Annotated in this window: 19 protein-coding genes; 3 read left to right on the top strand and 16 right to left on the bottom strand. The window is 64.6% G+C overall.

Annotated features, from left to right (window positions below; all coding sequences use genetic code 11):
- Positions 1 to 68: 68 nt before the first annotated feature.
- From LO787_RS21685 to LO787_RS21660, 6 genes are all read right to left on the bottom strand, one after another.
- Entirely contained in the window at positions 69 to 1892 is a 1824-nt protein-coding gene (locus LO787_RS21685) for a putative bifunctional diguanylate cyclase/phosphodiesterase (protein ID WP_232493054.1), read from the bottom strand.
- Between the two features lie 300 nt (positions 1893 to 2192).
- Positions 2193 to 2468 carry a MarR family transcriptional regulator gene (locus tag LO787_RS21680; protein ID WP_232493053.1) on the bottom strand — a complete coding sequence of 92 codons (276 nt, stop codon included), beginning with the start codon at positions 2466 to 2468 and terminating at the stop codon, positions 2193 to 2195.
- A gap of 347 nt (positions 2469 to 2815) precedes the next feature.
- Positions 2816 to 4003 carry a beta-barrel domain-containing protein gene (locus LO787_RS21675; protein ID WP_232493052.1) on the bottom strand — a complete coding sequence of 396 codons (1188 nt, stop codon included), beginning with the start codon at positions 4001 to 4003 and terminating at the stop codon, positions 2816 to 2818.
- Positions 4000 to 6141 (bottom strand): type I secretion system permease/ATPase, encoded by a 2142-nt coding sequence (locus LO787_RS21670; RefSeq protein WP_232493051.1) that lies wholly within the window; start codon positions 6139 to 6141, stop codon positions 4000 to 4002. Before LO787_RS21670 ends, LO787_RS21675 begins: the two co-directional genes overlap by 4 nt.
- On the bottom strand, positions 6138 to 7346 hold the full coding sequence (locus tag LO787_RS21665; protein ID WP_232493050.1) for a TolC family protein: 1209 nt from the start codon (positions 7344 to 7346) through the stop codon (positions 6138 to 6140). Before LO787_RS21665 ends, LO787_RS21670 begins: the two co-directional genes overlap by 4 nt.
- 204 nt (positions 7347 to 7550) lie before the next feature.
- A complete protein-coding gene (locus LO787_RS21660) occupies positions 7551 to 12437 on the bottom strand; it encodes a beta strand repeat-containing protein (RefSeq protein WP_232493049.1) in 4887 nt (1628 codons plus the stop codon).
- Positions 12438 to 12574: 137 nt separating this feature from the next.
- On the opposite strand from LO787_RS21660, the gene LO787_RS21655 reads away from it, so the two are divergent.
- The 3 genes from LO787_RS21655 (at position 12575) to LO787_RS21645 (ending at position 15335) form a co-directional block, all read left to right on the top strand.
- Positions 12575 to 12772, top strand: a complete 198-nt coding sequence (locus tag LO787_RS21655) for a hypothetical protein (RefSeq protein WP_232493048.1) — start codon at positions 12575 to 12577, stop codon at positions 12770 to 12772.
- Between the two features lie 385 nt (positions 12773 to 13157).
- On the top strand, positions 13158 to 14483 hold the full coding sequence (locus tag LO787_RS21650) for a NupC/NupG family nucleoside CNT transporter (protein WP_232493047.1): 1326 nt from the start codon (positions 13158 to 13160) through the stop codon (positions 14481 to 14483).
- Positions 14484 to 14552: 69 nt separating this feature from the next.
- Entirely contained in the window at positions 14553 to 15335 is a 783-nt protein-coding gene (locus LO787_RS21645) for an SDR family NAD(P)-dependent oxidoreductase (protein ID WP_232493046.1), read from the top strand.
- A gap of 98 nt (positions 15336 to 15433) precedes the next feature.
- On the opposite strand, the gene LO787_RS21640 is transcribed toward LO787_RS21645, so the two are convergent.
- From LO787_RS21640 to rpmH, 10 genes are all read right to left on the bottom strand, one after another.
- A complete protein-coding gene (locus LO787_RS21640) occupies positions 15434 to 16342 on the bottom strand; it encodes a DMT family transporter (RefSeq protein ID WP_232493045.1) in 909 nt (302 codons plus the stop codon).
- A gap of 124 nt (positions 16343 to 16466) precedes the next feature.
- A complete protein-coding gene (locus LO787_RS21635; RefSeq protein WP_232493044.1) occupies positions 16467 to 17324 on the bottom strand; it encodes a S1/P1 nuclease in 858 nt (285 codons plus the stop codon).
- Positions 17324 to 17992 carry a glutathione S-transferase family protein gene (locus tag LO787_RS21630; protein ID WP_232493043.1) on the bottom strand — a complete coding sequence of 223 codons (669 nt, stop codon included), beginning with the start codon at positions 17990 to 17992 and terminating at the stop codon, positions 17324 to 17326. Before LO787_RS21630 ends, LO787_RS21635 begins: the two co-directional genes overlap by 1 nt.
- Before the next feature lie 241 nt (positions 17993 to 18233).
- Positions 18234 to 19235: an inorganic phosphate transporter gene (locus tag LO787_RS21625; RefSeq protein WP_232493042.1), complete on the bottom strand. Its 1002-nt coding sequence runs from the start codon at positions 19233 to 19235 to the stop codon at positions 18234 to 18236.
- Between the two features lie 137 nt (positions 19236 to 19372).
- Positions 19373 to 20506: a DUF47 family protein gene (locus LO787_RS21620; protein ID WP_232493041.1), complete on the bottom strand. Its 1134-nt coding sequence runs from the start codon at positions 20504 to 20506 to the stop codon at positions 19373 to 19375.
- Between the two features lie 281 nt (positions 20507 to 20787).
- Positions 20788 to 21435: a ribosome biogenesis GTP-binding protein YihA/YsxC gene (gene yihA, locus LO787_RS21615; RefSeq protein WP_232493040.1), complete on the bottom strand. Its 648-nt coding sequence runs from the start codon at positions 21433 to 21435 to the stop codon at positions 20788 to 20790.
- Positions 21432 to 23195, bottom strand: a complete 1764-nt coding sequence (gene yidC, locus LO787_RS21610; protein ID WP_232493039.1) for a membrane protein insertase YidC — start codon at positions 23193 to 23195, stop codon at positions 21432 to 21434. Before yidC ends, yihA begins: the two co-directional genes overlap by 4 nt.
- 72 nt (positions 23196 to 23267) lie before the next feature.
- Positions 23268 to 23513 carry a membrane protein insertion efficiency factor YidD gene (yidD, locus tag LO787_RS21605; RefSeq protein ID WP_232493038.1) on the bottom strand — a complete coding sequence of 82 codons (246 nt, stop codon included), beginning with the start codon at positions 23511 to 23513 and terminating at the stop codon, positions 23268 to 23270.
- 14 nt (positions 23514 to 23527) lie between these two features.
- Entirely contained in the window at positions 23528 to 23914 is a 387-nt protein-coding gene (gene rnpA, locus LO787_RS21600) for a ribonuclease P protein component (protein ID WP_232496391.1), read from the bottom strand.
- A gap of 148 nt (positions 23915 to 24062) precedes the next feature.
- The gene (rpmH, locus tag LO787_RS21595; protein WP_008831762.1) at positions 24063 to 24197 is read right to left on the bottom strand and encodes a 50S ribosomal protein L34; all 135 of its coding nucleotides are present in this window, start codon (positions 24195 to 24197) and stop codon (positions 24063 to 24065) included.
- Between the last annotated feature and the right edge of the window lie 60 nt (positions 24198 to 24257).

Below are 24257 nucleotides of genomic sequence, written 5' to 3'. Positions count from 1 at the left end.
GCCTTCCCTACCGCAGTAGGGCCTTGAGAGAAGATGGCCCGGGATTATCGATGCTGACGAGTTGGTCGTCAGCTCGAACCCGCTACTGCCTGCTGTGCAACGACGGCGCCTTGCCCACGCTCGAGCATGATGGCACCAGCTTCCACCGGATCCATGGCTGGCCAGTAGAGGTATCCCTGTCCCAACAGACATCCCAGCTTGAGAAGTCGGTCCTGCTGTTCACGCGTCTCGACCCCTTCGGCAACCACCTTGATGCCAAGATCATCAGCGATCCGGATCAGCCCGCCCACGATCGCGGCGCTGGGTGGGGAATACACCACACCATCGACGAAGGACTTGTCGATCTTGATGATATCGACCGGCACCTGCAACAAATGGGTCAGTGAAGCGAAGCCGGTGCCGAAGTCATCCAGCGCGATCTTCAGACCCTTGGCTCGCATGGCGGCCATCGCCGTGCGCACAACCCCGGCGTCGTCGTCCATGTAAACGGATTCGGTGACCTCCAGGATAACGTGCTTCAACGGCACGTCATGCTTCCCGAACGCCTCCGCAACCAGCGCGTATATCGCACCATTATGAAAGTCGGCTGAGGACACATTGATGCCGACATGCTGGAAAGGGATGCCCAGATCCAGCCAGTAGCGCACGTCTGCGGCAACTTGCGCGATCATGTTCGCGGTGAGCGCACTAGCAATGCTGGCGTCGGTCGTGGCCTCGTGGAAAAGATGTGCAGGCAATACGGACTTGCCGATGTGCATGCGGCACAACGCCTCCATACCAACCACCTCGCCGGTCTCCAGCTTGATGATCGGTTGATAATGGGCCTTGATACGATCCTCGCGCAAAGCCGCATCGACATCCCGGATGGCTGTCAGCCTGCGCGTCATACGGGATCCGATGCCCGGCCAGTACCGCACATACCCGCCGCGCCCGGTCTCCTTCGCGTGATAAAGCGCGAAGTCGGCGTTCTGCCGCACCCGCTCTGCGACCCGGTCTCCAGCAGAGCATACCGCAAAGCCGATCGTCGCACGCGGGACGATAACGCTGCTGCCACAATCGACAGGAGGGCTCACCGCTGCCAGGAAGCTCTCCATCGAACTTTCCATATTACGCAGCGTCGCGGTCTGGGTGATGATCAACGCGAACTCATCCCCGCCGATACGGAACACGCGATCCGATCCGGCTGCACGGAAGAGCCTCTCCGCGACATGTCGCAGAACATGGTCCCCGGCCTGATGCCCGAAAGTGTCGTTCACCACTTTCAGGTTATCGAGGTCGACAAGGCACAGTGCCCAACCACCCGGCACTTTGCAGTCGAGCTCCGCCAGCGCACCGTCAAACGCGGCACGGTTGCCCATGCCGGTCATCACATCGGTATTGGCGCGCCTCTCATGCTCGAGCACCCGACGATGGCGATCGAGTGCAATGGCGCAGAGGTGCACGCACTGGGCCACGATCTCTCGCTCCAGCGGGGACGGTCCGCGGCACTCGCGGTAATAAAATGCAAACGTCGCGACTGCACGAGGCTGCGATCCGAAGATCGGACTGGACCAGCATGCCCGCAGGCCCAGTGGAAGGGCGAGGTCCCGGAACCGTTCCCAACGCGGGTCCGTCGCGATGTCGCTGCATACGACTTCTTCGCCGAGGTAAGCCGCCGTGCCGCAGGCGCCGACACTCGGGCCGATGGCCAACCCATCGATCGCCGAACTGTAGTGCGCTGGAAGGCTTGGCCCGGCGAGCGTACACAGCTCTCCCGCACTATCCACGGTAAGGACGGAGCAGATGACCCCGGGGACCATCCGCTCGACCTCTCGGCACAGCCTGACCATCGTTGCGGAGAGCGGCTCGCCCGTCGCAATCATCTCCAGGATGGTGTTCTGCAGTCCCGTCACGTCCGACCTCAAGCCCAACCCGCTCCCTGATCGCTCCGGCCTACCAACCTAAACGATAACGACCGGCCAAGACGCCGACAGAACTATGTCCGATCCGGAGGTATTACTGGTCGATCTAATTTATGATGGTTTGATTTCGTAACAAAGCAGGGACGATGGGGAGCGATCGAGCCTTCGAAATTACGAGCGGCTGCCTTGGGGCCGACTATCGGGATTGTAATAAACCGTCGAGTCGCAGCGATCGGGCCCAAATCGAAGCGAGGAACCACGTCGCCAAGATGGGATGAACAATATGATGTATCAACGGCGGGGATCGAACGCGACCGGCGACGAAGGTATAGGGGGGTCGTACACGTGCTTCAGCATCGCGAGCATGGCGCTGCGGCCACGCTCGGTCAACCGGACGATAACACGCCGTTGGTCCAGCAAATCAGGAATACGATTGATGAATTCCGCCTCGTCAAGCCGGTCAATTCGGCGCATCGCCGCGGCCGGAGACTCGCCCGAGGCGATCACCATCTGCTTGACGTAGAGGATGCCGCCCTCTTCGCCACAGATGAACAGTTCAAGCATCATGTCCCAAGCGGAATCCCGGAACAAACCCCTTGGACTGAGGGCAGCAAACTTCTTGCGAGCCTGAAGCAGCTGTCGAGCAGATTCTACCAACCGGCGATCCTTCACGGTTCGGCCTTTGGCGGCTTGCACGAAAGATTTCACCGTCCTCAGGGATGAGGGAGAGGCATTGCAATCAATGTCGCTGGACTTGGCGGAGGGCATAGGGGGGATACGCCACTTTCGTTTCGTCTGAAGGTCACACTGGTCATCCAAGTATTAACAGAATCTTTATTTCTTGTGGATGCTACTCAGGTAAAACAACCATTTAGAACGCAATCGCGGAGCCAAAAACAGCTTCCTCGTCAGGCTCAGCGTTCGCGCAGGGCTTCTCGCGCGCGGTTGAACGGCTTGAGCAGATACTCCAGAACGGTCTTCGATCCGGTATGCACGTCCACCGTGGCAATCATGCCGGGCACGATCGGCAGGCGCTTGCCTGCCTTGTTGACAAGCGCGTCCGAAGTCGTGCGGATAAAAACCCGATAGTAGTAGATTTCAGGCTTCACCTCATCCCGGATCGTGTCCGGTGAAATCGTTGCGACTTTGCCTTCCAGACCGCCGTAAATGGCATAATCGTACGCAGTCACTTTGACAGTCGCGCGCTGTCCCGGGTGGATAAAGGCGATGTCGCGCGGCGACATCCGTGCTTCGATCAGCAGTTGGTCACCCAGCGGAATGATCTGCATGAGTTCGCCATTGGGCGGGATCACGCCGCCGACGGTTGAGACCTCGATGCTCTTGACCACACCGTGCACCGGCGAATGCAGCGTCAAGCGGCGGAGCGTATCGGACCGGCCACGCACCACCGGGGCCAGCGCGTTGACCTCCTCGTTTACCTTGGCCAGATCCTGCTGCGCTTCGACGACGTATTGAGAGCGCAAATCGTTCTTTTTCAGTTCCAGGTCCGCGCGTTGTCGCTTGAGCCGGATGACTTCCACGCTGCTGGCGGCGCCCACGTCGATGAGCGATTCGCCTATCGCGACTTCCTTTTGAATTAGAGCGAGCGATTCATCGACGAGCGCCAACGAACTTGAAAGACTGCGCCGCCGGTCTTCATAAAGGCGGGTTTCGTTAGCCTTGAGTTCGGGATGATCGTCCAGTTCCGAAGGGAAGCTGATCGGCGTGCGATTGATCTCGGCTCGCAGGCGGGCAGCCGCGGCAAGGCCCGCGTGATACTTGGCCGCGCTTTCCTCCACCGTGGAACCGGCCTGCGTAGGGTCAAGCTGCGCAATCACCTGCCCCGGCTCCACAATATCGTCCTGGCGCACGAACATCTTGGCAAGAATACCGCCCTCCAGCGACTGGATGACCTGCTCTCGCGATGTCGGAACGACGCGCCCGGTGCCGGTTGCCACTTCATCGAGTTGCCCGAACCAAGCCCAGATCAGGCCCGCAACAAAAAGCGCGGCAACCGTCCAGATCATTCGCGCGGCCAGAGTGAAGCGCTTGTCCTTCTCGTCACCGAAGAGCCAGTCTTCATTGTCGGCCCAAGTGCTCACGCCTCTTTCCCCTTGCCCCGCATGGTGTGCAGTGCCTCATCCTTGCTCTGGTCGAGCGTGACGAGCCCATTGTGGATGACGATCACCCGGTCCACCAGGTCAAGGACGCGCAACCGGTGCGTGGCGACGACGACAGTGCGGTTGGCGCTCCACGCCTTGAACCGATCGATGAACAGGCGTTCGGTAGCATCGTCCATCGACGCGGTCGGCTCATCCAGCAGGACGACCGATGGCTGGCGGATGAGCAGGCGCGCGAGCAGCAGCGACTGGACCTGTCCCCCCGACAGACCTTCGCCGCCTTCCTGGACGACATACTCCAGCCCGGCCTGAGTGCGGCGGATGAACTCGTCGGCACCGACCATCGTCAACACCTCGACCAGTTCCTCGGTGGATGCCTGGGGCGCTCCCAGAAGAAGGTTCTCGCGCAAGGTACCGTGGAACAGGCGGCTGTTCTGCGTCAGCAAACCCACATCCCGTCGTACATCGCCCGGATCGATCTGGTGCAGCGCCAGATCGTCCAGCAGCACTTCCCCCGCTGCGGGATGTAGGAGACCCGACAGGCCTTGGAGCAACGTCGACTTCCCAGCACCGTTTCGCCCCAGCAGCGCCACCTTTTCCCCGGCAGCGATCTGCAGGTCATTGACGCTCAGTGCTGGAGCGGAATTGGCATCGCCATATCGAAATACGGCAGAGCGCAGCGCAAACTTACCCGCGATCGAAGGCACCTGAATGCGATGCTCGTCATCCGGGTTGTCTACGGGCAAGGCCATGATCTGGTCGATGCTCTTCATCCCGACCTTTGCCTGTTGGAACCGGCTGAGCACTTGCGTCATCTGCGACAGCGGCGCCATCATGCGCGAACCCAGGATCGAGGCCGCGACGAGAGCCCCGGTCGTCATGTCACCGGCCATCACCATCGGCGCGCCGAAGAAGATCACCGCGGCATAGGCGATATTCTGGACGTTCTGGGTCCATACGGTCAGCCCATTGGTCAGACCCCTGAGTTTGAGCTGCGCTTCGCCCGCCACCGCGTTGAAGTGGTTCCATTGCTGCTGGAACCGGCTTTCCGCCTGCAACGTCTTGATGTCGCCCAGCCGCTGCACCGCCTCCACCAGCATGGCGTTGCGCAGCGAGGATTCGCGCATGGCTTCGGTCGCGTAGCTGCGCAGGCGGGGCTGCGCCAGCACGCCTGGTACGATCAGCAGGAACAGACCTCCCAGGGGCACCAGCATCAACGAGCCGGCGATGAACCAGAAGATCACCAGAAACAGGAAGAAGAACGGGAGGTCCACCAATGCCGCCACGGTCGTGGAGGTGAGCAACTCGCGCACCTGCTCCAGATCGCGCAGCTGGGCGATGAACGTGCCAGTCGAAGCCGGACGCTCCCGGTTACGGACGCGGATCGCGTGGCCGAACACCTGATCGGAAACCCGCAAGTCGGCGCGCTTCCCGAGAACATCGATGATGCTCATTCGCAAGCGCCGCAGGACGAAGTCGAACCCGATCGCCAGCATCACGCCGATGAACAGCACGTAGAGCGTGGGGTAGGATTCGGCCGGGACCACCCGATCATAGACCTGCATGGAAAACAGCACGGTGCCCAGTCCCAGCAGATTGGTGATCAGCGATGCCAGCGCCACATGCGTGTAGGAGCGCGCATCCTTGAGCAGGGTACGGCGCAGCCAGTGCTCCTGGTATGGCCGGATATATGTGTCGACGCGAGCGTCGGGCGCCGCGCGTGAAGGGCGCGCAATCACGAAGCGCACCGTCTGGCGGACGACTTCGTCCAGCGACAACGCGTTGGGAAGCCCGCCTTCGCCAGTGACGATCACCGCCGCGTCGTTTTCCAGGCTGATCGCGGTAATGACCGCCAGTTCACCGCTGATCAATTGCGCGATGACCGGCAGCCGCCCGCTTGTCATCGCAAAGCCTGTCACCGGCGCGAAGCGCACGCGCAACCCTGTGCCGCGCGCCAGGTTGCGGACACGCTCCTCATCTCCCTTGTCGGTGGCCCACAGTCCGGCGATGCGCACGTTCTCTGCCGAAACGGGAATGCGGTAGTGCTGTGCAACGTGCCGGAACGCTTCCAGCCACGCGTCGACGCGGAAATCGGCTTCGGGATGGACGGCCTCGTTCACAGCGCAACCCCTTCCACGACCATCCCGCTGAGCCGGAAGGCGTCACGCTCCTTCCCGGCCGTAAACAGACAGTCAATGTTAAGTCGGCGCAGGTCGTGCCGGGTGTTGGCAAGCTGGAAGCGCACCTGATGCAGTTCCTGCTGCGCGTTGAGCAGGTCCACCAGAGTGCGCGTGCCCATTTCCAGGTACTGGAGGCGGTAGAGCATTCCGGTCTCCTGCATGCTGCCTTGACGCGCGGACAGAGTGGTGACGAGCTGTTCCAGGCTGTCCACCTGCCGCTGCGCTTCGGACAGTTGCCGGCTGACCTCATTACGTACCCCGGCTTCGGCAGCGTCTGCCGCGCTTAGCGAAAAGGCCGCGCCCCGGGTGCGTGCGCGGTTGGCCCCACCCCTGTAGAGCGAGCTGGAAACGTTGAGGCCGAAGTTGTATTCGGCCCGGCGCGAGAACGGGTCGTTGACGTCACCCGATGCTCCGGCTCCCACGGAGACGGTAGGCAAGCCTTCCGCGCGGCTCAGATCGAGTTCGGCCTTCGCCTGGTCCCGGGCCCCGGCAATCTGCATCATCGCCGGAATGCGGTCCCAGTCCGGCTCGCCCTGCTCACATGCATGGAGCAACCGTTCGGACATGTCCGTGTCGACGGTCGGCGCCGCAGGCTGGCCCAGCAGATGGGCAAGGTTGCTGCTCCACCGGCGCTGCTCGGCCTCGATCTGTTCGATGGTCGCCTGCGCCGACTGTACCCGGGCGACTGCCTGGATGGCATCGGAACGGGTGGCGGCGCCCCGCTGAAATCGCTGATCGACCAGATGGCTGATCCCGCGAATTGTCTCCAGCTGCTCCACCGCGATCTGATGCAGTGCTGCATTGCGCTGGATCTCGACGATGGCATAGCCGGTATCACGCACGAGATTGTCCACCGCCAGCAGCACTTCGGCGGCGCTGATCCGTGTTCCCGCCCTGGCGATTTCAACGGTGCTCGACACTTTTCCGAAATCGTAAAGCATCTGGGTCGCGGAAATGTTGGCACGCGGCCGCCAGCCTGCTCCCGTGAGGTTGTCATAGCCGGTGCTCGCCCCGGCATTGATTTCCGGGCGATAACCGGCCTTTGCTACGTCCACGTCGGAACCGCGGGCCTTCAGCTGGGCGATCGCCTGCTGCACCGAGGGATGCCATTCGACCGCACGGCGGGCCGCCTCTTCCAGCGTCATTGGCCCGTTCGGAGCAATCATCTGGGCAACGCCGGTGAATGGCGATCCAGCCGCGACAACCAGCACCAGAATTGAATACGAGTACCTGACTCGTCGCCGCCGACCCTGCCGCCCCATAACTCTCCCTGCCACCCGATTAATTAACTTATATAGAACGCAAGGGCCGTCTGTTGACGGAAATTCCCATGTTTCCATCACCTTCTACTAAACGAACGACTGGTGGTGCCATTGATCTGCGTTGGGATCACTCGGGTGTAGGACGAGATACCCAAGCGGGTCTGTTTCGGGGGCAGCAGCTATGCCCGTATCCGACGTATCGTTAGCTGCGTTAGGCAGTGAACTTGTCGAATGGTCTTGATGCGACTGGCTTGTCTTCAGGTAGTTCTCCAGCACGCTCTCGATCGTGCCTTGCCCTTCGAACATGTCGTAGACAGTCACGGCGTTGGGTTCGGAGGCGCTCCTGGCCGCCAGAGCCGAGTGCTCGTCAGCGGACGCCGTCGCCAACAGGCTGTCGATGTGAACGCTGTCCGTATCCACGATCTCCGGTTCGGCGCTGAACGCCGATGCCTGGAATGTGCTTGTCACGCCTGCCCCATTCGGCTGGACGGTCACATCCAGCGTTCCTTCCGCGACCTGGCCGGAAGGATGGACGAGATGGTAATCGAAGGAATCGACGCGCGGCGTATTGAAGTAAGAGAGGGTCTCAAACGGTCGATACACGTAACTGCCGTCCGAATTGAGCGTCAGGGTGCCGTAGAGACCGTTGACCGTCACCGGATTGCCCGCATCGACGTCGAGGAACGTCCCGGTCGAGCGGCTGTAGACTTCCAGTTCGGTCAGTAGTGAGCCGGGATGATCGTTGGTGAGGATGTTGCCGGAGGCGTTGGTGGACCCATTGTGGACGAACTGGTCCAGATAGGTGACATTCACGTCGGTATTGATGGTTACCGCTGAAAGCAGACCGCGCAAGGTTGCCTGCACCCGGTAGGTGCCTTCATCGAGGTTGAGCGTGGACAGGTCGATGCGGACCACTTCGCCAAGAACACCCGCAAGCACGGAGTAGGGCACTGTCCGCACGGTGATCCAGGTGGTACCGACAAGCTCCTGGACCAGAAGCGTACCGCTGCCCGCCACCGTTGCCGTGGAAACGATCGAAGCCGAGCCCGACACCGCTTCATTGTCGCCGATGACGAAGTTGGCGCTGTTGTAGGTCCGGGTCGCGGCAATGCCCACCAACGTTCCGCTGGCGTTGAAGTATTCGTTGTTGGCAACATAGCTCCAGCGCACCGCCGCCGCCGCGACGTCGTCTCCGGCACTCACGGCGGTGCCCTGAAGGCCGATGGTGATCGTCGCGGTATCCGACACCACGCCGTCGGAAAGCGTGTAGGTGAACACTTCCGAGCGCCCGATCGCGTTGGGGTTGCCGTAAGCCTCGTAGCTGTACGCCCCGTTGGCCGCGATCGTGAGTACACCGTACTCGCCCGCGATGGAGATGCTGCCGCTGCCCGGCAGGCCGACCGTATCGCCATCGCTGTTGGTGACCTGCGTGATCACCGCACCGCCGCCGAGGTCGTCGCGACCGCCCGCCGTGTTGCCGAGGATGGCGTTGCCGCTCAGCGTCTCGTTGGCATACTCGTATTCGGTGACCTGCGTCGTGACCGCCGTCGATTGCAGCAGGGTCAGCGTATTGCTGAGCAGGGTGTCCGAAACCGCGCCCAGCACGGTATTGAGCAGTTGCGGCGCGTTGACCAGCGGATTGCTGAGCAGGTTGGTGAGGATCCCCACCAGGCCGCCGACGCCAAGGTTCGTCGTCAGGCCCAGCGTCGTTGCCAGCAGACCACGCGCGGTCGCCCCCAGAACCCCGCCGCCAAGCGCCTGCTCCACTGCATCCAGCACGAGCGTCTGGTTCTGCGGGCCCAGCACCACGCCTGCCTGACCCAATTCGGTCAGGGACACGCCCCCGCCATCGGTATCGAGCAATTGCTCCAGCGTGCTTTCATCGTTGCGCACGACGACGCGGTACTCGCCCGGAGGCAAGCCTTCGACGATGGCGACCAACCGGTTGTCGCCGGTAAGCCCGAGCACCTCAAGCCCGGCGACATCGCCGACCAGGGAATTCTGGGTGACGGCCGAGTACACCACGTTGCCCGCGGCATCGATCACGTCGAGCCGGAACGCATCGGCCACCGCGACAAGAGCCGTCTGGCTGACCTCGATACGAACCGATCCGGTGCGATCGTCGGGGACGATGATCGTCGTGCTTTCGTCCGCACCCACGTCGGATTCGAGCAGTCCCACCACCGTCACGCTGCTGTCGGTTGCGCTCGGGCGGGTAACGCTGGTCTGCGCCCCCATGTTCAGCGTGGCGACATCGTCTACAGCGACCGGCAGGTCAATGGTCACGGTGCCGATCGAGGTCACCGCACTCACGTTGCCGGCGCGATCCGTCTGGCGAACCTGAACGTTGAAGTAGGTCCCTTCGGCCAGTTCGAAGCTGGTGCCGGTACCGTTGATCCAGGTCGCGCCGCCGTTGGTGCTGTACTGCCAGGTCGCGCCTGCTTCCAGATTGCCGATGCCAACAGTGCCATCGCTCGTGACGCGATCGGTCGCCGAAGTGCCGGTGTCTGTCACCAGACCCAGAGTTAGCGGCGCGATGACAGTATCAACCGTGACCGGAGCCAGCACCGCCACGGCACTGATGTTGCCCGCCAGGTCGGTCTGGCGCACCTGCACACTGGCGTTGACGCCTTCTGCCAGCTCGAAGCTGCCGCCGGTTCCCGTAAGCCAGGTCGTCCCGCCATTCAGGCTGTATTGCCAGCTCGCACCTGGCTCGATGCTTCCCACTGTCACCGTCGCATCATTGGTTATGCGGTCAGTCGGAGATGTCCCGGTATCGGCGACCAGCGCTATCGTCGGCGCGAGGATCGTCGTATCGATGGTGACGGGTGCCAGCGCAGTTGTACTGCTCACGTTGCCGGCCCGGTCGATCTGGCGGACCTGTACGTTGACGTAGCTGCCGTCGGCAAGCTCGAAGCTTGCGCCCGTACCGCCGATCCAGCTGGTGCCGCCATTCAGGCTGTACTGCCAGGAGGCGCCTGATTCCAGGTTTCCGATCGTTACGGTGGCATCGCTCGTCACCCTGTCGGTGCCCGATGCTCCAGTGTCGGCGACCAGTGCGACGGTCAGCGGTGCCACGGTGACATCGACGACCACTGCCCCCAGCGACGTTGCGGGACCAGGGTTACCCGCAAGGTCGATCTGGCGGACTTGCACGTCGGCGTAGCTTCCCGGCGTCAGGGTAAATCCGGTGCCGGTGCCAGTCGTCCAGATTGCCCCGCCATCGGTGCTGTATTCGAAGCTGGCGTTCGCTTCGAGGCCGCTCACCGATACTGCACCGTTGCTGGTGACACGATCCGTGCCCGAAGCGCCTGTGTCGTTGGTCAGGGACGGGGTCAGGGCGCCAGGCGCGGTGGTGTCCACTGTCACGGCGCCCAGCGACGTCGCTGCGCCGATATTGCCCGCGCTGTCTATCTGCCGCACCTGAACATCGGTGTAGGTGCCGGGCGCCAGTTCAAAGCTGCTGCCCGTACCTGCCTGCCAGTTCGCACCGCCATCTAGACTGTACTGGAACGTCGCACCCGGTTCGATCGCGCCTACCAGAACCGTGCCGTCGCTGGTCACGCCATCGGCCACCGAAGCGCCGGTGTCGTTTTCCAGCACAACCGTCAGTTCACCGGCGCTTGTCTCGACCACGATCGGTCCGAGGGAGGTTGTAGTACTGAGATTGCCTGCAACGTCGGTCTGGCGCACTTGCACGCTTGCATACGTACCCTCTGCCAGTTCGAAGCTGCTGCCGGTGCCCTGCTGCCAGGTCACGCCCGCATCGAGGCTGTACTCCCAGCTTCCTCCCGGTTCCAGCGCACCGACGACGACCGTTCCATCGCTGGTAACAAGGTCTGTCGCCGACGAGCCGGTATCAGACGCCAGCGACAGCGTCGGAGCCGCTACACTCGTGTCGACGGTTACGGTGCCCAATTGCATTGCCGCGCTGATGTTGCCCGCGACATCGATCTGCCGCACTTGCACATTCGAGAAGGTTCCTTCGGCCAGCGTAAAGCCCGAGCCGGTTCCTGCAGTCCAGGTGCTTCCACCATCGAGACTGTACTCGAATCGGGATCCCGCCTCCAGCCCGGTGACCGCAACTGCGCCGTTGCCGGTCACTCCATCACTGTTCGAAACCCCGGTGTCCGTCACCAGCGCCACTCCAGGAGCGGCGACGCTTGCATCGACCGTGGCCGCGCCCATCGAGGAATCGTCTCCGCCGTTGCCAGCAAGGTCGATCTGGCGGACTCGGACATCGGCGTAATTGCCTTCCGGCAATGTGAAACCATCGCCGCTGCCGACCTGCCAGGTTACACCGCCATCAAGGCTGTATTCAAAGCCGGCACCTTCTTCCAGGCCGCCCACCATGACTCGGCCGTCGCTGGTGATCTGATCACTTGCGGAGATGCCGGTGTCGTTGACCAGGGCGATTGTCAGCGGCCCCGGTACGGTGCTGTCCACGGTCACCGCGCCCAGCGAGGTGACCGCACTTACATTGCCCGCCACATCCGTCTGCCGAACCTGTACATCGTCGTAGGTACCTTCGGCCAGAACAAAGCCGTTGCCGGCACCGGATACCCAAGTCACTCCGCCGTCGGTGCTGAACTGCCATGTGGCGCCCGGCTCCAGATCGCCAACGAGGATTGTGCCGTCGCTGGTAACGCCGTCGCTGCCGCTGGCGCCGGTGTCGTTCGCCAGAACCGCACTCAACGTCACAACTTCGGTGTCGATCGTAAACGGTGCGAGAGCCGTCGCCGCGCTGATATTGCCCGCTAGGTCGGTCTGGCGCACCTGCACGTCGGCATAAGTTCCATCGGCGAGCTCAAAGCTCGTGCCGGAACCTGTCGTCCAGGTCGCCCCCCCATCGAGGCTGTATTGCCAGGTTGCTGCTGGTTCCAGATTGCCGATGACGATCGTTGCGTCGTTGGTGATCCGGTCGCTGGTGGAAGGCCCGGTGTCTGCCGCCAGAGTGACGATCAATGCAGCCATGGATCGCGGAGTCTCTCGTCCAGACGCCTTGCGGCAAGACACGCCGATCGAGGTCCGGCGATCCCGAGGGTGCCCCTCCACCATGCTGCGCATGGTCCCCCTCCCCCACGGGGGAGGAATGGTGCTATCGGCCGCCGATGACCGAAGACGACGAAACCGCCCTCTCCCGCCCGCAGCGCCGCCTGCTGCGCCGTATCTACAATGGCCGGACGGAGCCGATCGTCGTCGAGGGGTTGGCCTTCCTGACCTACAAGGAGGCCAGCCGCTATCTCCTGACCCTGACCGAAGAAGCGCGCGAGGCGGCCTATCAGGAGATGAAGCGACAGGCGGGATAGGCCCGACTTTTCATCCCACTCCCCGTCGCCCCTGCTCAGGCAGGGGCCCATCCCAAGCTGGCCGCTTCGCAGTGAAGAAGGTGTCAGGGCGATGGATCTGATGGGCCCCTGCCTGCAGGGGCGACGGGGGCAAACGACCTTGCTTTCCTACAGCCTCCCCGCTCCGGTATCCTCCGCCCCGATGATCCCCGAACGCTCCCCTGCCACACACACAAGGCGACACATCCCGCCCAAGGCGACACCATGTTCCCCCTGCACCGTGTAAACCGTGTAAACCTGTCGCCTTGCGGGACGGCGGCTCAAAAGGCTCTAGCCCTGCGCTTCCCGGCCCTCTAGGGTCGGCGGCTGCTTCCCCCCAAACTTTCTACCGGAGCCAAGCGCCTCGATGCATGTCGCCTATAGCCTGATCGGCATCGTTCTCATCATGGCGGCAGCCTTCCTGCTTTCCACCGACCGCAAGGCGATCCGCCCGCGCGTGGTGGGCGCGGCCTTCGCATTGCAGGCCGGGCTTGCCGCGCTGGTGCTCTACGTGCCGTTCGGCAACCGCATGCTGCGCGGCGCGGCCAGCGGCGTAGAGGGACTGCTGAGCTATGCGCACGAAGGCGTGGCGTTCCTGTTCGGCCCGCTCGCCTCGCCCGAGATCGGCGGCACCAGCTTCGCCATCGCGGCGCTGCCCGTCATCATCTTCTTCGCCTCGCTGATCTCGATTCTCTATTACCTCAAGATCATGCCGCTGGTGGTCCGCTGGATCGGCGGCGCGCTTGAGAAGGTGACGGGGATCAGCAAGGTCGAGAGCCTGTGCGCCGCGTCGAACATCTTCGTCGGCCAGAGCGAGGCCCCGCTGGTGATCCGGCCCTACCTCGCCTCGCTCAACCCCTCGCAGCTGTTCTGCGTGATGACGGTGGGCCTTGCGGGCGTGGCGGGCACGATCCTCGCCGCCTATGCCTCGATGGGCATCCGCATCGACTACCTCGTCGCCGCCGCGTTCATGTCGGCGCCGGGCGGCATCTTCATGGCCAAGATGATCATGCCCGATCCGCGCCCCGTGGCAGTGGAAGAGGGCGAGGTCCACGAGAGCACCCTGCCCCCGGCAGGCGCCGCCGCCGCCGCGATGAACCGCGCCGACGTGACTCACCTCCCCGGCGTCCACGTCGACGAGCCCGAGGCGGTGGAGCATGAGGAAGAAAAGCCCGCCAACATCATCATGGCCGCCTCGCAGGGTGCGCAGACCGGCGTCAAGCTGGCGGTCGCGGTCGGCGCCATGGTGCTCGCCTTCGTGGCGCTGATCGCGCTCGCCAATGGCGTGGTCGGCTGGCTTGGCGGGTTGCTGGGCTTCCAGGGCGTGACGTTCCAGGCGCTGCTCGGCTACGTCTTCGCGCCCGTCTTCTATCTCCTCGCCACGCCCGACTGGACCGAGGCGATGCACGCGGGTGGCCTGTTCGGCACCAAGATCGTGCTGAACGAGTTCGTCTCGTTCATCGAACTGGGCAAGGATTCGGGCCTCTCCCCGCGCACCGTCGCGGTGGTGACGTTCGCCCTGTGCGGCTTCGCCAACTTCTCCTCGATCGCGATCCAGATGGCCGTGACCGGCGGCCTCGCGCCCAACCAGCGCCCGATCATCGCCCGGCTCGGCATCCGCGCGCTGGCGGCGGGCAGCCTCTCCAACCTGATGAGCGCGGCGCTGGCGGGCCTGTTCCTCACCGCCGTCTGAGCGATCTTGTGGTTCTCGGCTGGACAAGCGCCAGCCGGACCCGTCTTCTCCGCTGCAAAGGAGAGGACCATGACCGACCGATTCCGCGAGCATTACGGCCCCGTCGCGCTGGTGACGGGCGCATCCTCGGGCATTGGGCTCGCCTTCGCGGAGGAACTGGCCGCACGCGGTTTCGAACTGGTGCTCACCGCGCGGCGCACCGACCGGCTGGACGCGCTGGCGGAGCGGCTGTTCTCCTCCCACGGCGTGCGCACCACGGTGGTCGGCGCCGACCTCGGCGATCCCGGCACGCCTACGCGCATCCTTGAGGAGACCGACGGGATCGACATCGGCCTCGTCGTCAGCAACGCCGGGTTCAACATCAAGGGCGCGTTCGAGGCGCTGGACGCCGCTGCCATGGCGCGGATGCTCACCGTCAACTGCCACGCGCCGATGCAGCTCGCCCACGGCCTGATCCCGCGCCTGAGGGCCCGCGGCAAGGGCGGGCTGCTGTTCACCGCCTCGGTCGAGGGACTGATCGGCTGTCCCTATTCCGCCGCCTATTCGGCCACCAAGGCGCTGGTCGTGGCGCTCGGCGAAGCGCTGTGGGGCGAGATGCTGGGCACCGGGATCGACGTGCTGACGCTCTGCCCCGGCGCCACCGACACCGAAGCCACCGCCGGGATGGAGGGCCTCGCCAACCTGCAAAGCCCCGCCGAAGTCGCCCGCCTCGCGCTGGACCACATCAGTGAAGGGCCGACTTTCGTGCCCCATGCGCATTACCGGGCGATGTTCGAGGCGCTCCGGGCAAGGCCGAGGCGCGAGGCGCTGGCGGGCATGGCGGAGGGGATGCGGCGGTTGGCCGGCAACTGACGTCGTCGTTCGTCATTGCGAGCACAGCGAAGCAATCCACGGTCGGCTCGCGACGCTGGATTGCTTCGCTGTGCTCGCAATGACGAAATGAGGGTAACTCAGCTGCTGCGCTGGCGCCCCAGATCCACCGCCGACAGCATGATCCCGGCAAGGATCAGCGCCATGCCGAGGAAGTGGTAGCCCTCCAGCGTCTCGCCCAGCAGCAATGCGGAGAGCAGCGCGCCGAACAGCGGCATCAGCGTGATGGCCTGCCCCGAACGCGCCGCGCCCAGCCTTGCCGTCGCCGCGTTGTAGATGAAGTACGCCAGCACCGAGGGGAACACGCCGACATAGGCGAAGGCCGCGATGACCCCGGGGCTCCAGTGCACCGCCAGCCCCTGCGACGCCTCCCACGCAGCGAGCGGGGCCATGGCCAGTGCGCCGATCAGGAAGACCAGCAGCAGGAAACTGCCCGAGGCGATCGGCGGCTTCTTGCGCAGGAGCACGGTGTAGAGGCCCCAGACCACCACGCCGCACAGGATCAGCGCATCGCCCGCGCCCAGCCTCAGGGTAGTCAGTGCGGACATGTCGCCCCGGAACACGATGGCGACGACGCCGATGGTCGAGGCCACCACGCCGAGCGTGTGCATCGCCCCCGCCCGTCCGCCGAAGATCACCCGGTCAAGCACCAGCACCAGCGCCGGGATCGAAGCCTGCAACAGCAGGGCATTGGCCGCGCTGGTATGGTGGAGGCCGGAATAGATGAACGAATTGAAGCAAACGATGCCGAGGAAGCCGAGCGCCAGAATCCAGCGCCATCCGGCCAGCGCCGCCGCCCGCTCCGCCCAGACCTGACGCGCGGCAAAAGGCAGCAGCACCAGCACCGCGATCAGCCAGCGCCCGAAGGCCAGCGTGAACGGCGGGATGTCATCGCGCACCGCCCGGCCGGTGATCGAGTTCCCCGCCCAGAACAGCATGACGAGACCAAGCAGCAGGAACGCGCGGGTGTTGGAGCCGGATTTGGGCATGACTACCTTCTGAGCGTAACGTCGTCCCGGGCTCGACCCGGGACCGGTGGCTGTCTTTAGGCAGGTGTTGGCGGCACACTCGGCCGTTCACGGCCAGCGGTCCCGGATCAGGTCCGGGACGACGTCACCCCAGCGCCTTGTCCAGCATCTGCGCCAGCCGCAGCCCGGCGCGCTCGATGCGTTCGTCCACCACGGGGATGGCCTGCTCGATTGCGGCGTTGGTCCAGACGACCTTCTGCGGCTCCTTGACCCCACCCCCTACGTTACAGGGCAGCTTGCCGCCGAAGGCCAGCGGATAGAGGAAATCGCGGCTGATCTCGTAGCTCTCGCGCGTCCAGTCCTCCAGCCCGCCGGTGGCGAGCTGCGCCTTTTCCGCCGCGCTGTAGACGCGCACCAGCGGCGGGCGGGCCGAGGTGATGGCACGCTCGGCCAGCGTGGTATCCCAGATCGAGTGCAGGTTGCGGCCCGGCGCATCGCCGTAGTCGGCCTTCACCGCGTTGCCGCCCATGTCCTCGTTCTCGCCCACATGCAGCGGCTGGTGGATGTCGCCGACGAAATGCACGACGAGCGAGAGCGCCTCCAGCCGCAGCACCGGAGCCAGCTTGCGGTTCGCCAGCAGCTTCTCGTTGCGGATGATCTGCGCGGTCGCGCACATGCCGTCGCGGCAAAGCTGCTTGAGGTCGAACGTCCCGCAGATCGGCTGGTCGTGGTAATGCCACGAACTCTGGTAGGACCAGCGGCCCTTCTCGCCCTTGATGCAGTCGGGCCAGGTGGCGACCTTCTCGATCGAGGTCATGGCGCATTCGGGCGTATCGAGTTCGGCCTGGTGCGCCATCAGGCGGCGCATCGCCGCGCGGGTGCTCGGCTTGACGTTGGCCCATGCGATCGCGCCGATGGTGCCGTGGCCGAGGTAGCCCCACGCGAACGACGGCGTGGAAACGAGCGTCGCCAGCGCGGCCAGTAGCAGTGCGAACTTGCGCATCAGCCGGCCACCGGATGTTCGTACTGCTCGATCACCCAGTCCTCCGCCTCGGCGGCGGCGATCCACGCCTGCATCCATTCGTGTTCCCACACCGCCTGCATGTAAGCCTGCGCGAAGCCGGGGACGCCGATGCCGTAAGTCAGGAAGCGGCTGACCACGGGCGCGTAGAACACGTCCGCCGCGCCGAAGGTGCCGAACAGGAACGGCCCGCCCTTGCCGAAGCGCGCCCGCGCCTCTGCCCACAGGGTCAGGATGCGCACGATGTCGCCGCGCGTCTCGTCGTCGAGGCCGGGCAGTTCCACCCGCGCGCGGATGTTCATCGGGCAGGTACGGCGCAGGGCGAGGTAGCTGGAGTGCATCTCCGCGACCATCGAACGCGCCATGGCGCGCGCGGCGTCCTCCTTGGGCCAGAAGCGGTCGCGGCCGACCTTGTCCGCAAGGTAGTCGACGATGGCCAGGCTGTCCCACACCACCGCGTCGCCGTCCCACAGGATCGGCACCTTGCCGTGGCTGGGGGCGAGGTCGTCGGAGGCTTTCTTGAACGCTTCCCATTCCTCGCCGAACAGCGGAACGGTGATCTCGTCGAAGTGCAGGCCCGACTGCCTGCACGCGAGCCAGCCGCGCAGCGACCAGCTCGAATAGTTCTTGTTGCCGATGATGAGCTTCACGGGGCGGCGTTCCTCGGGATGGCTGCCAATTTGGCTGAAAGCCGGGCCTAGGCGCTGGCGGGCGATGTGTCGAGGGTGGGGAGCGTCACCCCCATCCAACTGCGGCTAGGCAGCAAGCTGCCAAGCCTGCGTATCCTTCCCCCATCAAGGGGGAAGGTTTCCCGCCCTTCCCCCTTGATGGGGGAAGGATAGCGAAGCCTGGTCCGTCAGGGCCTGGCGTAGCTTGGATGGGGGTGAAAGATCAGAACGCCCGCGTCAGCAGGTAGAACGCCGCGCCCACCGCCGCGCTGGCAGGGATGGTCACGAACCAGGCCACGATCACCCGGCTCGCCACCGACCAGCGCACGGCGCTGGAACGGCGCGCCGCGCCGGTGCCGACGATGGAGCCGGTGATGGCGTGGGTGGTGGACACCGGGATGCCCAGCGCCGAGGCGCCGAACACCACGATCGAACCGGCGGTGGAGGCGCAGAAGCCGGAGTGGTGGTTCAGCTTGGTCAGCTTGGAACCCATCGTCTTGATGATCTTCCACCCGCCCGACAGCGTACCGAGCGAAATCGCGACGTAGCACGACAACACGACCCAGTGGGGCACGTGGAAGCCGCCCTGCATGTGCCCGGTGGAATAGAGCAGCACCGCGATGATGCCCATGGTCTTCTGCGCGTCGTTGCCGCCGTGGCTGATCGAATAGGCCGCGCTCGACAGCAGGTGCAGGCTCTTGAAGATACCGTTCGACTGGCGGGGCGAGGTGCCCTTGAACAGCCAGCTCGTCACCAGCATCAGGGCCATGGCGATGCCGAAGCCCAGCACCGGCGAGACAAAGATCGCCGCGATAGTCTTCACCGTACCCGAGCTTTCGACGACCGCGAAGCCGCCGTGGGCCATTCCCGCGCCGAGCAGGCCACCGATCAGCGCGTGGCTGGAGCTGGAGGGGATGCCCTTGATCCAGGTCAGCACGTTCCAGAACATCGCGCCCACCAGTGCGCCGAACACCACGGCGGGCGTCACCGCATCGACCTGGATGATGCCTTTGCCCACCGTCTCCGCGACGTGGAGGCCGACGAAGAAATAGGCCGCGAAATTGCCCGCCGCCGCGAACAGCACCGCGAATACCGGCGAGAGCAGCCGCGTCGCCACCACCGTCGCGATGGCGTTGGCGGCGTCGTGCAGGCCGTTGAGGAAATCGAAGGCCAGCGCGAGCGCGACAAGGCCGATCAGCAGCGGCAGGGCGAGACTGTGGTCCATCGGATCAGGCCCAACCGTTCGTCATTGCGAGGAGGCGAAGCCGACGAAGCAATCCCCGGCGTTGCATACCGCCATGGATTGCTTCGCTACGCTCGCAATGACGAAGTGTGGTGTTCACGGTTGCTTGCGCCATCGTCTTACGAGTGGTCGATGACCAGCCCATCGATCTCGTTCGCGAGGTCTTCGAAACGGTCGACCACGCGCTCGAGGCGCTTGAACATCTCCTGACGGACGAAGAAGTGCATCGGCTCCTTGAGGTCCGCCTTGAACAGGCGCTTGAGGCCCGCGGCGTGAATCTCGTCCGCGTGGCCTTCCATGCGCACGAGGCGCTCGGTCAGTTCGTGGAGGCGGTGGCCGTTGTCGCCGATCTTGCGCAACAGCGGGATCGCCTCTGCGGTCAGGCGCGCGGCGTCGACGATGATCGCGGTCATGTCGATCATCTCGGGCTCGAACTCGGTGACGTCGTAGAGGTCCGAGGCGTTGGCCGTCTGCTGCATCTCGTCGATGGCATCGTCCATCGTGTTGATGAGGCTGGTGATGGCCGAGCGGTCGAACGGCGTCAGGAAGCTGCGGCGCACCGTCTGGAGCACTTCGCGGGTGATGTCGTCGGCGTCGTGCTCACGCTCGGCGATCTCGCGGATGTGCTGGGCGCGACCCGGGCCACCCTGCGCCAGACGCGCCAGCGCGTCGGCACCGGCGACGAGCGTCGCGGCCTGCTTCTCGAACAGGTCGAAGAAGTTGCCCTGCTCGGGCAGCAGCTTCTGGAACCAGGCGAACATGGCATTGACCCCTGTCTTGCTGGCCACCGTATCCACGGCAGCGCCGAACAGGCGCGCGGGACTGGCGGCGGCGCGGAATTCTCTTGCGCCAAAGGAACGTATGAGGGCCCGAAGATCCTCTTCGTCGACCGCCGTAGACGCTTCCGCGAGCGAGAACCAGCGGCGTTCGCGCTGGTGCTGTTCGTCCCATGTGGAAAGCTCGTCGGTGACGGCGAAGGGATAGACGTCGACGTCGGCCCAGACATAGGCCCCGGAATTGCGCTGCTTGCGGTAGCGATAGGAGCCCAGCGGCACCGGACAGGTCGCGCCCAGCACGCCCGCTTCCTCTTCCGCTTCCTTCGAGGCGGCGGCGTGGGGCTGGAGCCCCTTCATCAGCCCGCCCTTGGGAATCACCCAGCGGCGGGACTGGCGGGACGTGATGAGCAGGATCTGGATCGGCGCGTCAACGGCAGGCCCGACGGTGCGGTAGGGAAGAACGGCAATCTGGCGCACCGGCGAGATCTCCTTTTCATCCCTGCGCGTGAAGCCGCGCCCCATAGGGGACCACGCGGTGTCACGCAATCGTCATAAACGGAAATCGCTGTTCGATGGTACAGTGTAGAGGTGAAGATGCGGTTTCCGGCGATCTTCGTAAATTAATTCCTCCCCGAGCTTGTCTCGGGGAGGTGGCAGCCCGTCAGGGCTGACGGAGGGGGATTGGCGCGAGGTGCTCCCCCTCCACCACCGCTTCGCGGCGGTCCCCCTCCCCGAGCAAGCTCGGGGAGGAATTGGGTTCAGAGCTCCGAATCGCCCAGCACGGCGGCGCGCAGTTCATCGATCCCCATGCCCTTTTCCGAGCTGGTGATGTGAACGACCGGGAACGCCGCCGGATGCTTACGCGCCTCGGCCACGGTGGCGGCGTGGACGGCCTCCAGTTCGGTGGCCTTGATCTTGTCCGCCTTGGTCAGGACGAGGCGGTAACCCACCGCGGCCTGGTCCAGCATCTCCATCATGTCGAGATCGACCTGCTTCACGCCATGGCGCGAATCGATGAGGACGAGCGTGCGCTTGAGCACCACGCGGCCGCGCAGGTAATCGCGTACCAGACGGCGCCAGGTCTCCACCACCTTGGGCGGGGCCTTGGCGAAGCCGTAGCCGGGCATGTCGACGAGGCGGAACCTGAGCGGTTCGGCCACGTCGAAGAAGTTCAACTCCTGCGTGCGGCCCGGCGTCACCGAAGTGCGCGCGATGGCCTTGCGGCCCACCAGCGCGTTCACCAGCGACGACTTGCCCACGTTCGACCGGCCCGCGAAGGCGATCTCGGGCGCGCTGGGATCGGGGAGGAACTGGAGCGACGGGGCCGACTTCAGGAACGTCACCGGTCCCGAGAACAGCTTGCGCGCACGCTCCGTCAGTTCGGCAAGGTCTTTGTCGTCACTCACTTGGCGCGAGCCTCCGCGCGCGCCTTGTCCGCCGCGTCCTTCTCGGCCTGCGCCTTCAGCTGCGGGTGGCGGCTGTAGAGGAACTTCTGCTGGCCGATGGTCAGGATGTTGGACGTGATCCAGTAGACCAGCAGGCCCGACGCGAACGGCGCCATGACGAACATCATGAACCACGGCATCAGCTTGAACACCTGCTGCTGCGCCGGGTCCATCTGGGCCGGGTTAAGCTGGAACTGCAGGTACATCGTCACGCCGAGCAGCAGCGCGAGCAGGCCGATCGCCAGGAAGCTGGGCGGGTCGAACGGCAGCAGGCCGAACAGGTTCAGGATGTGCAGCGGATCGGGTGCGGAGAGATCCTTGATCCACAGCACGAAGGGCTGGTGGCGCATCTCGATCGCAAGGATCAGCGTCTTGTAGAGCGCGAAGAACACCGGAATCTGCAGGAACATCGGCAGGCAGCCCGCCAGCGGATTGACCTTCTCCTGCTTGTAGAGGGCCATGATCTCCTGCTGCTGCTTCTGCTTGTCGTCCTTGTAGCGCTCCTGCAGCGCCTTCATCTTCGGCTGGATCGCCTTCATGGCGGCCATCGAGGCGAACTGGCGCTGGGCTACCGGGAACATCATGCCGCGCACGATGACGGTCAGCAGAATGATGGCGACGCCGAAGTTGCCGACGAGGCTGAACAGCTTGGTGAGCAGCCAGAAGATCGGCTTTTCGAACCAGCGGAACCAGCCCCAGTCGATGGCGAGGCCGAAGTTGGCGATGCCCTGCGCTTCATAGGCGTCGAGCACCTTGTGCTCCTTGGCGCCCGCGAAGATCTTGGTGGTCACGCTCTGGCGCGTGCGCGGCTGGATCACCGACTGGTCGTAGACGATGTCGGCGCGGAAGATCTGGTTGCCCATCGAGCGGAAAGTGCTTTGCGCCTTCGCGCCGACCGGGATCAGCGCGGACATCCAGTAGACGTCGGTGAAGCCGATCCAGTCGGTGCGGCCTGCCTCGTTGACGGTGCCGGCCTCGGCGACGTTGGAATAGTTGGTGGCGAAGCTCACCGAGCCGTCGAAGGCGCCGATCGGGCCGGAGTGGACGTTCCAGGTGTCGAGGCTGGCGGTCTTCTCGGTGCGGTTGACGAGGGCGAAGGGCTTGACCGAAACCGCGTTGCCGCCCGCGTTCTCCACGGTCTGCTTCGCGGTAATCATGTAGTTCTGGTCGATCGAATAGGTGATCGCGAAGCGCTGGCCGGTGGGGTTGGCCCAGGTCAGCGTGACCGGGGTGCTGGGCGTGAGCACGGCATTCGCGGGCGCGGTCCAGACGGTCGCGGCGGTCGGCGCGGCGACGCCGCCCTCACCCAGCCAGCCGACCTGCGCGAACTGCTGCGCCGGAGTTCCGGCGGGCGAGAAGATGCGCACCGGGCCGGAGTTCTTCTCCACCGTCTCGCGGTGGCGGTTGATGACGAGGTCGTCGACCACCGCGCCGGTCAGGTTGATCGAGCCCGACAGGCCCGGCGCCGCGATCTTGACGCGACCGGCCGAAGCCAGTTCGGTCTTGAGGTCGGTGGCTTCCAGCGTGCGGTCGGCGGCGTCGATCAGGCCGCCCTCGCGGGTGGGCTTGGTCGGCTTGGTGGCGTTTTCCGCACCGCCCGCCGCAACCGTCTGCGTCGGCGTCTTGGCCTGCGGATAGAAATAGCCGACCCCGGCCTCCCAGCCGAACAGCACGAGCGCGGTCAGCAGGACCGCAAGGATGATATTACGCTGGTTTTCCACGAAAGCCTGTTTCCTGCTCGTATTCCGGTCGGCGGCGGCGCGAAGGCCACCGGCTTGTTCTGCTGGTTCCGGTCAGTCCGGCACGGGATCGTGCCCGTGCCCGCCCCACGGGTTGCAGCGCAATAGACGCCACAGCGCCAGCAATCCACCCTTGATCGCACCATGCCGTCGCACCGCCTCGATGGCGTACTGCGAACAGGACGGCGAATAGCGGCAGGTGGGCGGCATGATCGCCGAAGGGCCGATCTGCCAGAGCCGCGCGATGCCGATCAGCGCCAGCCCCGGCAGCGAGACGAGGAAGCCCCCGATTCGCTTCAAGGGCGAGCGCTGCGTCACTTGCGCGGACCGCGCTTGCGATTGTTGGGATTTCGGGGCGGATCGCCCTTGCCGTCGCGCGCGCGGCCAAGGGCGGCGATCAGTTCGCCGCGCAGCTTGTCGAAGTCGCGCTCCACGCCGCTCTCACGGCCGATCAGCACATGGTCGGTGTCGTTCAGGCCATGCTCGGGAAGCAGTTCGCGCAGCAGCGCCCGGAAGCGCCGCTTCATGCGATTGCGCACGACGGCGTTGCCGATCTTCTTCGTCACCGTGATTCCGGCGCGCCGCCCCAGCCCCTCGTTCCGGTTGGCGAGCAGCACGAAGCCCGGACGCGCGACTCGCAGGCCGCGATTGGCGGCAAGGAAGTCCGAACGACGGGTCAGGATCGCGTAGGCGTCGGGCATCGCGGGCAAGCTAGGCATTGCCCGGCGCAAATACTACGGGAGCGATTCGCGCCAAAGCAAAACGGCGCCAGCCCAAGCCCTCGCGCAAGGCGAAAGCGTGGGATGGCGCCGCTTTTGGCAGGGGCGAACCCCTGCCGTTACCGGCGAATCAGGCCGACAGCTTGGCGCGGCCGCGAGCGCGACGGGCGCGGAGAACCTTGCGGCCACCGACAGTCGCGGTACGGGCGCGGAAGCCGTGACGGCGGGCGCGAACAAGGTTGCTCGGCTGGAAAGTGCGCTTCATGTCAAACCTCGAAAATCGAACAAAAAGGGCCGCCCGAACCGGACGACCGCTGAACTCGTG

The sequence above is a fragment of the Novosphingobium kaempferiae genome (assembly GCF_021227995.1).
GTDB lineage: Bacteria > Pseudomonadota > Alphaproteobacteria > Sphingomonadales > Sphingomonadaceae > Novosphingobium > Novosphingobium kaempferiae.
This window is presented reverse-complemented; position numbering and strand designations above follow the sequence as displayed.

Coding starts and splice junctions, on each gene's coding strand:
- LO787_RS21680 (WP_232493053.1), bottom strand. CDS start 2,468: ATGATGCTTGAACTGTTCATCTGTGGCGAAGAGGGCGGCATCCTCTAC.
- LO787_RS21665 (WP_232493050.1), bottom strand. CDS start 7,346: ATGACGCTGGAAGAGGCGGCCCGCCGTGCGGTCGAATGGCATCCCTCG.
- LO787_RS21660 (WP_232493049.1), bottom strand. CDS start 12,437: ATGGCTGCATTGATCGTCACTCTGGCGGCAGACACCGGGCCTTCCACC.
- LO787_RS21655 (WP_232493048.1), top strand. CDS start 12,575: ATGACCGAAGACGACGAAACCGCCCTCTCCCGCCCGCAGCGCCGCCTG.
- LO787_RS21650 (WP_232493047.1), top strand. CDS start 13,158: ATGCATGTCGCCTATAGCCTGATCGGCATCGTTCTCATCATGGCGGCA.
- LO787_RS21645 (WP_232493046.1), top strand. CDS start 14,553: ATGACCGACCGATTCCGCGAGCATTACGGCCCCGTCGCGCTGGTGACG.
- LO787_RS21640 (WP_232493045.1), bottom strand. CDS start 16,342: ATGCCCAAATCCGGCTCCAACACCCGCGCGTTCCTGCTGCTTGGTCTC.
- LO787_RS21635 (WP_232493044.1), bottom strand. CDS start 17,324: ATGCGCAAGTTCGCACTGCTACTGGCCGCGCTGGCGACGCTCGTTTCC.
- LO787_RS21625 (WP_232493042.1), bottom strand. CDS start 19,235: ATGGACCACAGTCTCGCCCTGCCGCTGCTGATCGGCCTTGTCGCGCTC.
- rnpA (WP_232496391.1), bottom strand. CDS start 23,914: ATGCCCGACGCCTACGCGATCCTGACCCGTCGTTCGGACTTCCTTGCC.
- rpmH (WP_008831762.1), bottom strand. CDS start 24,197: ATGAAGCGCACTTTCCAGCCGAGCAACCTTGTTCGCGCCCGCCGTCAC.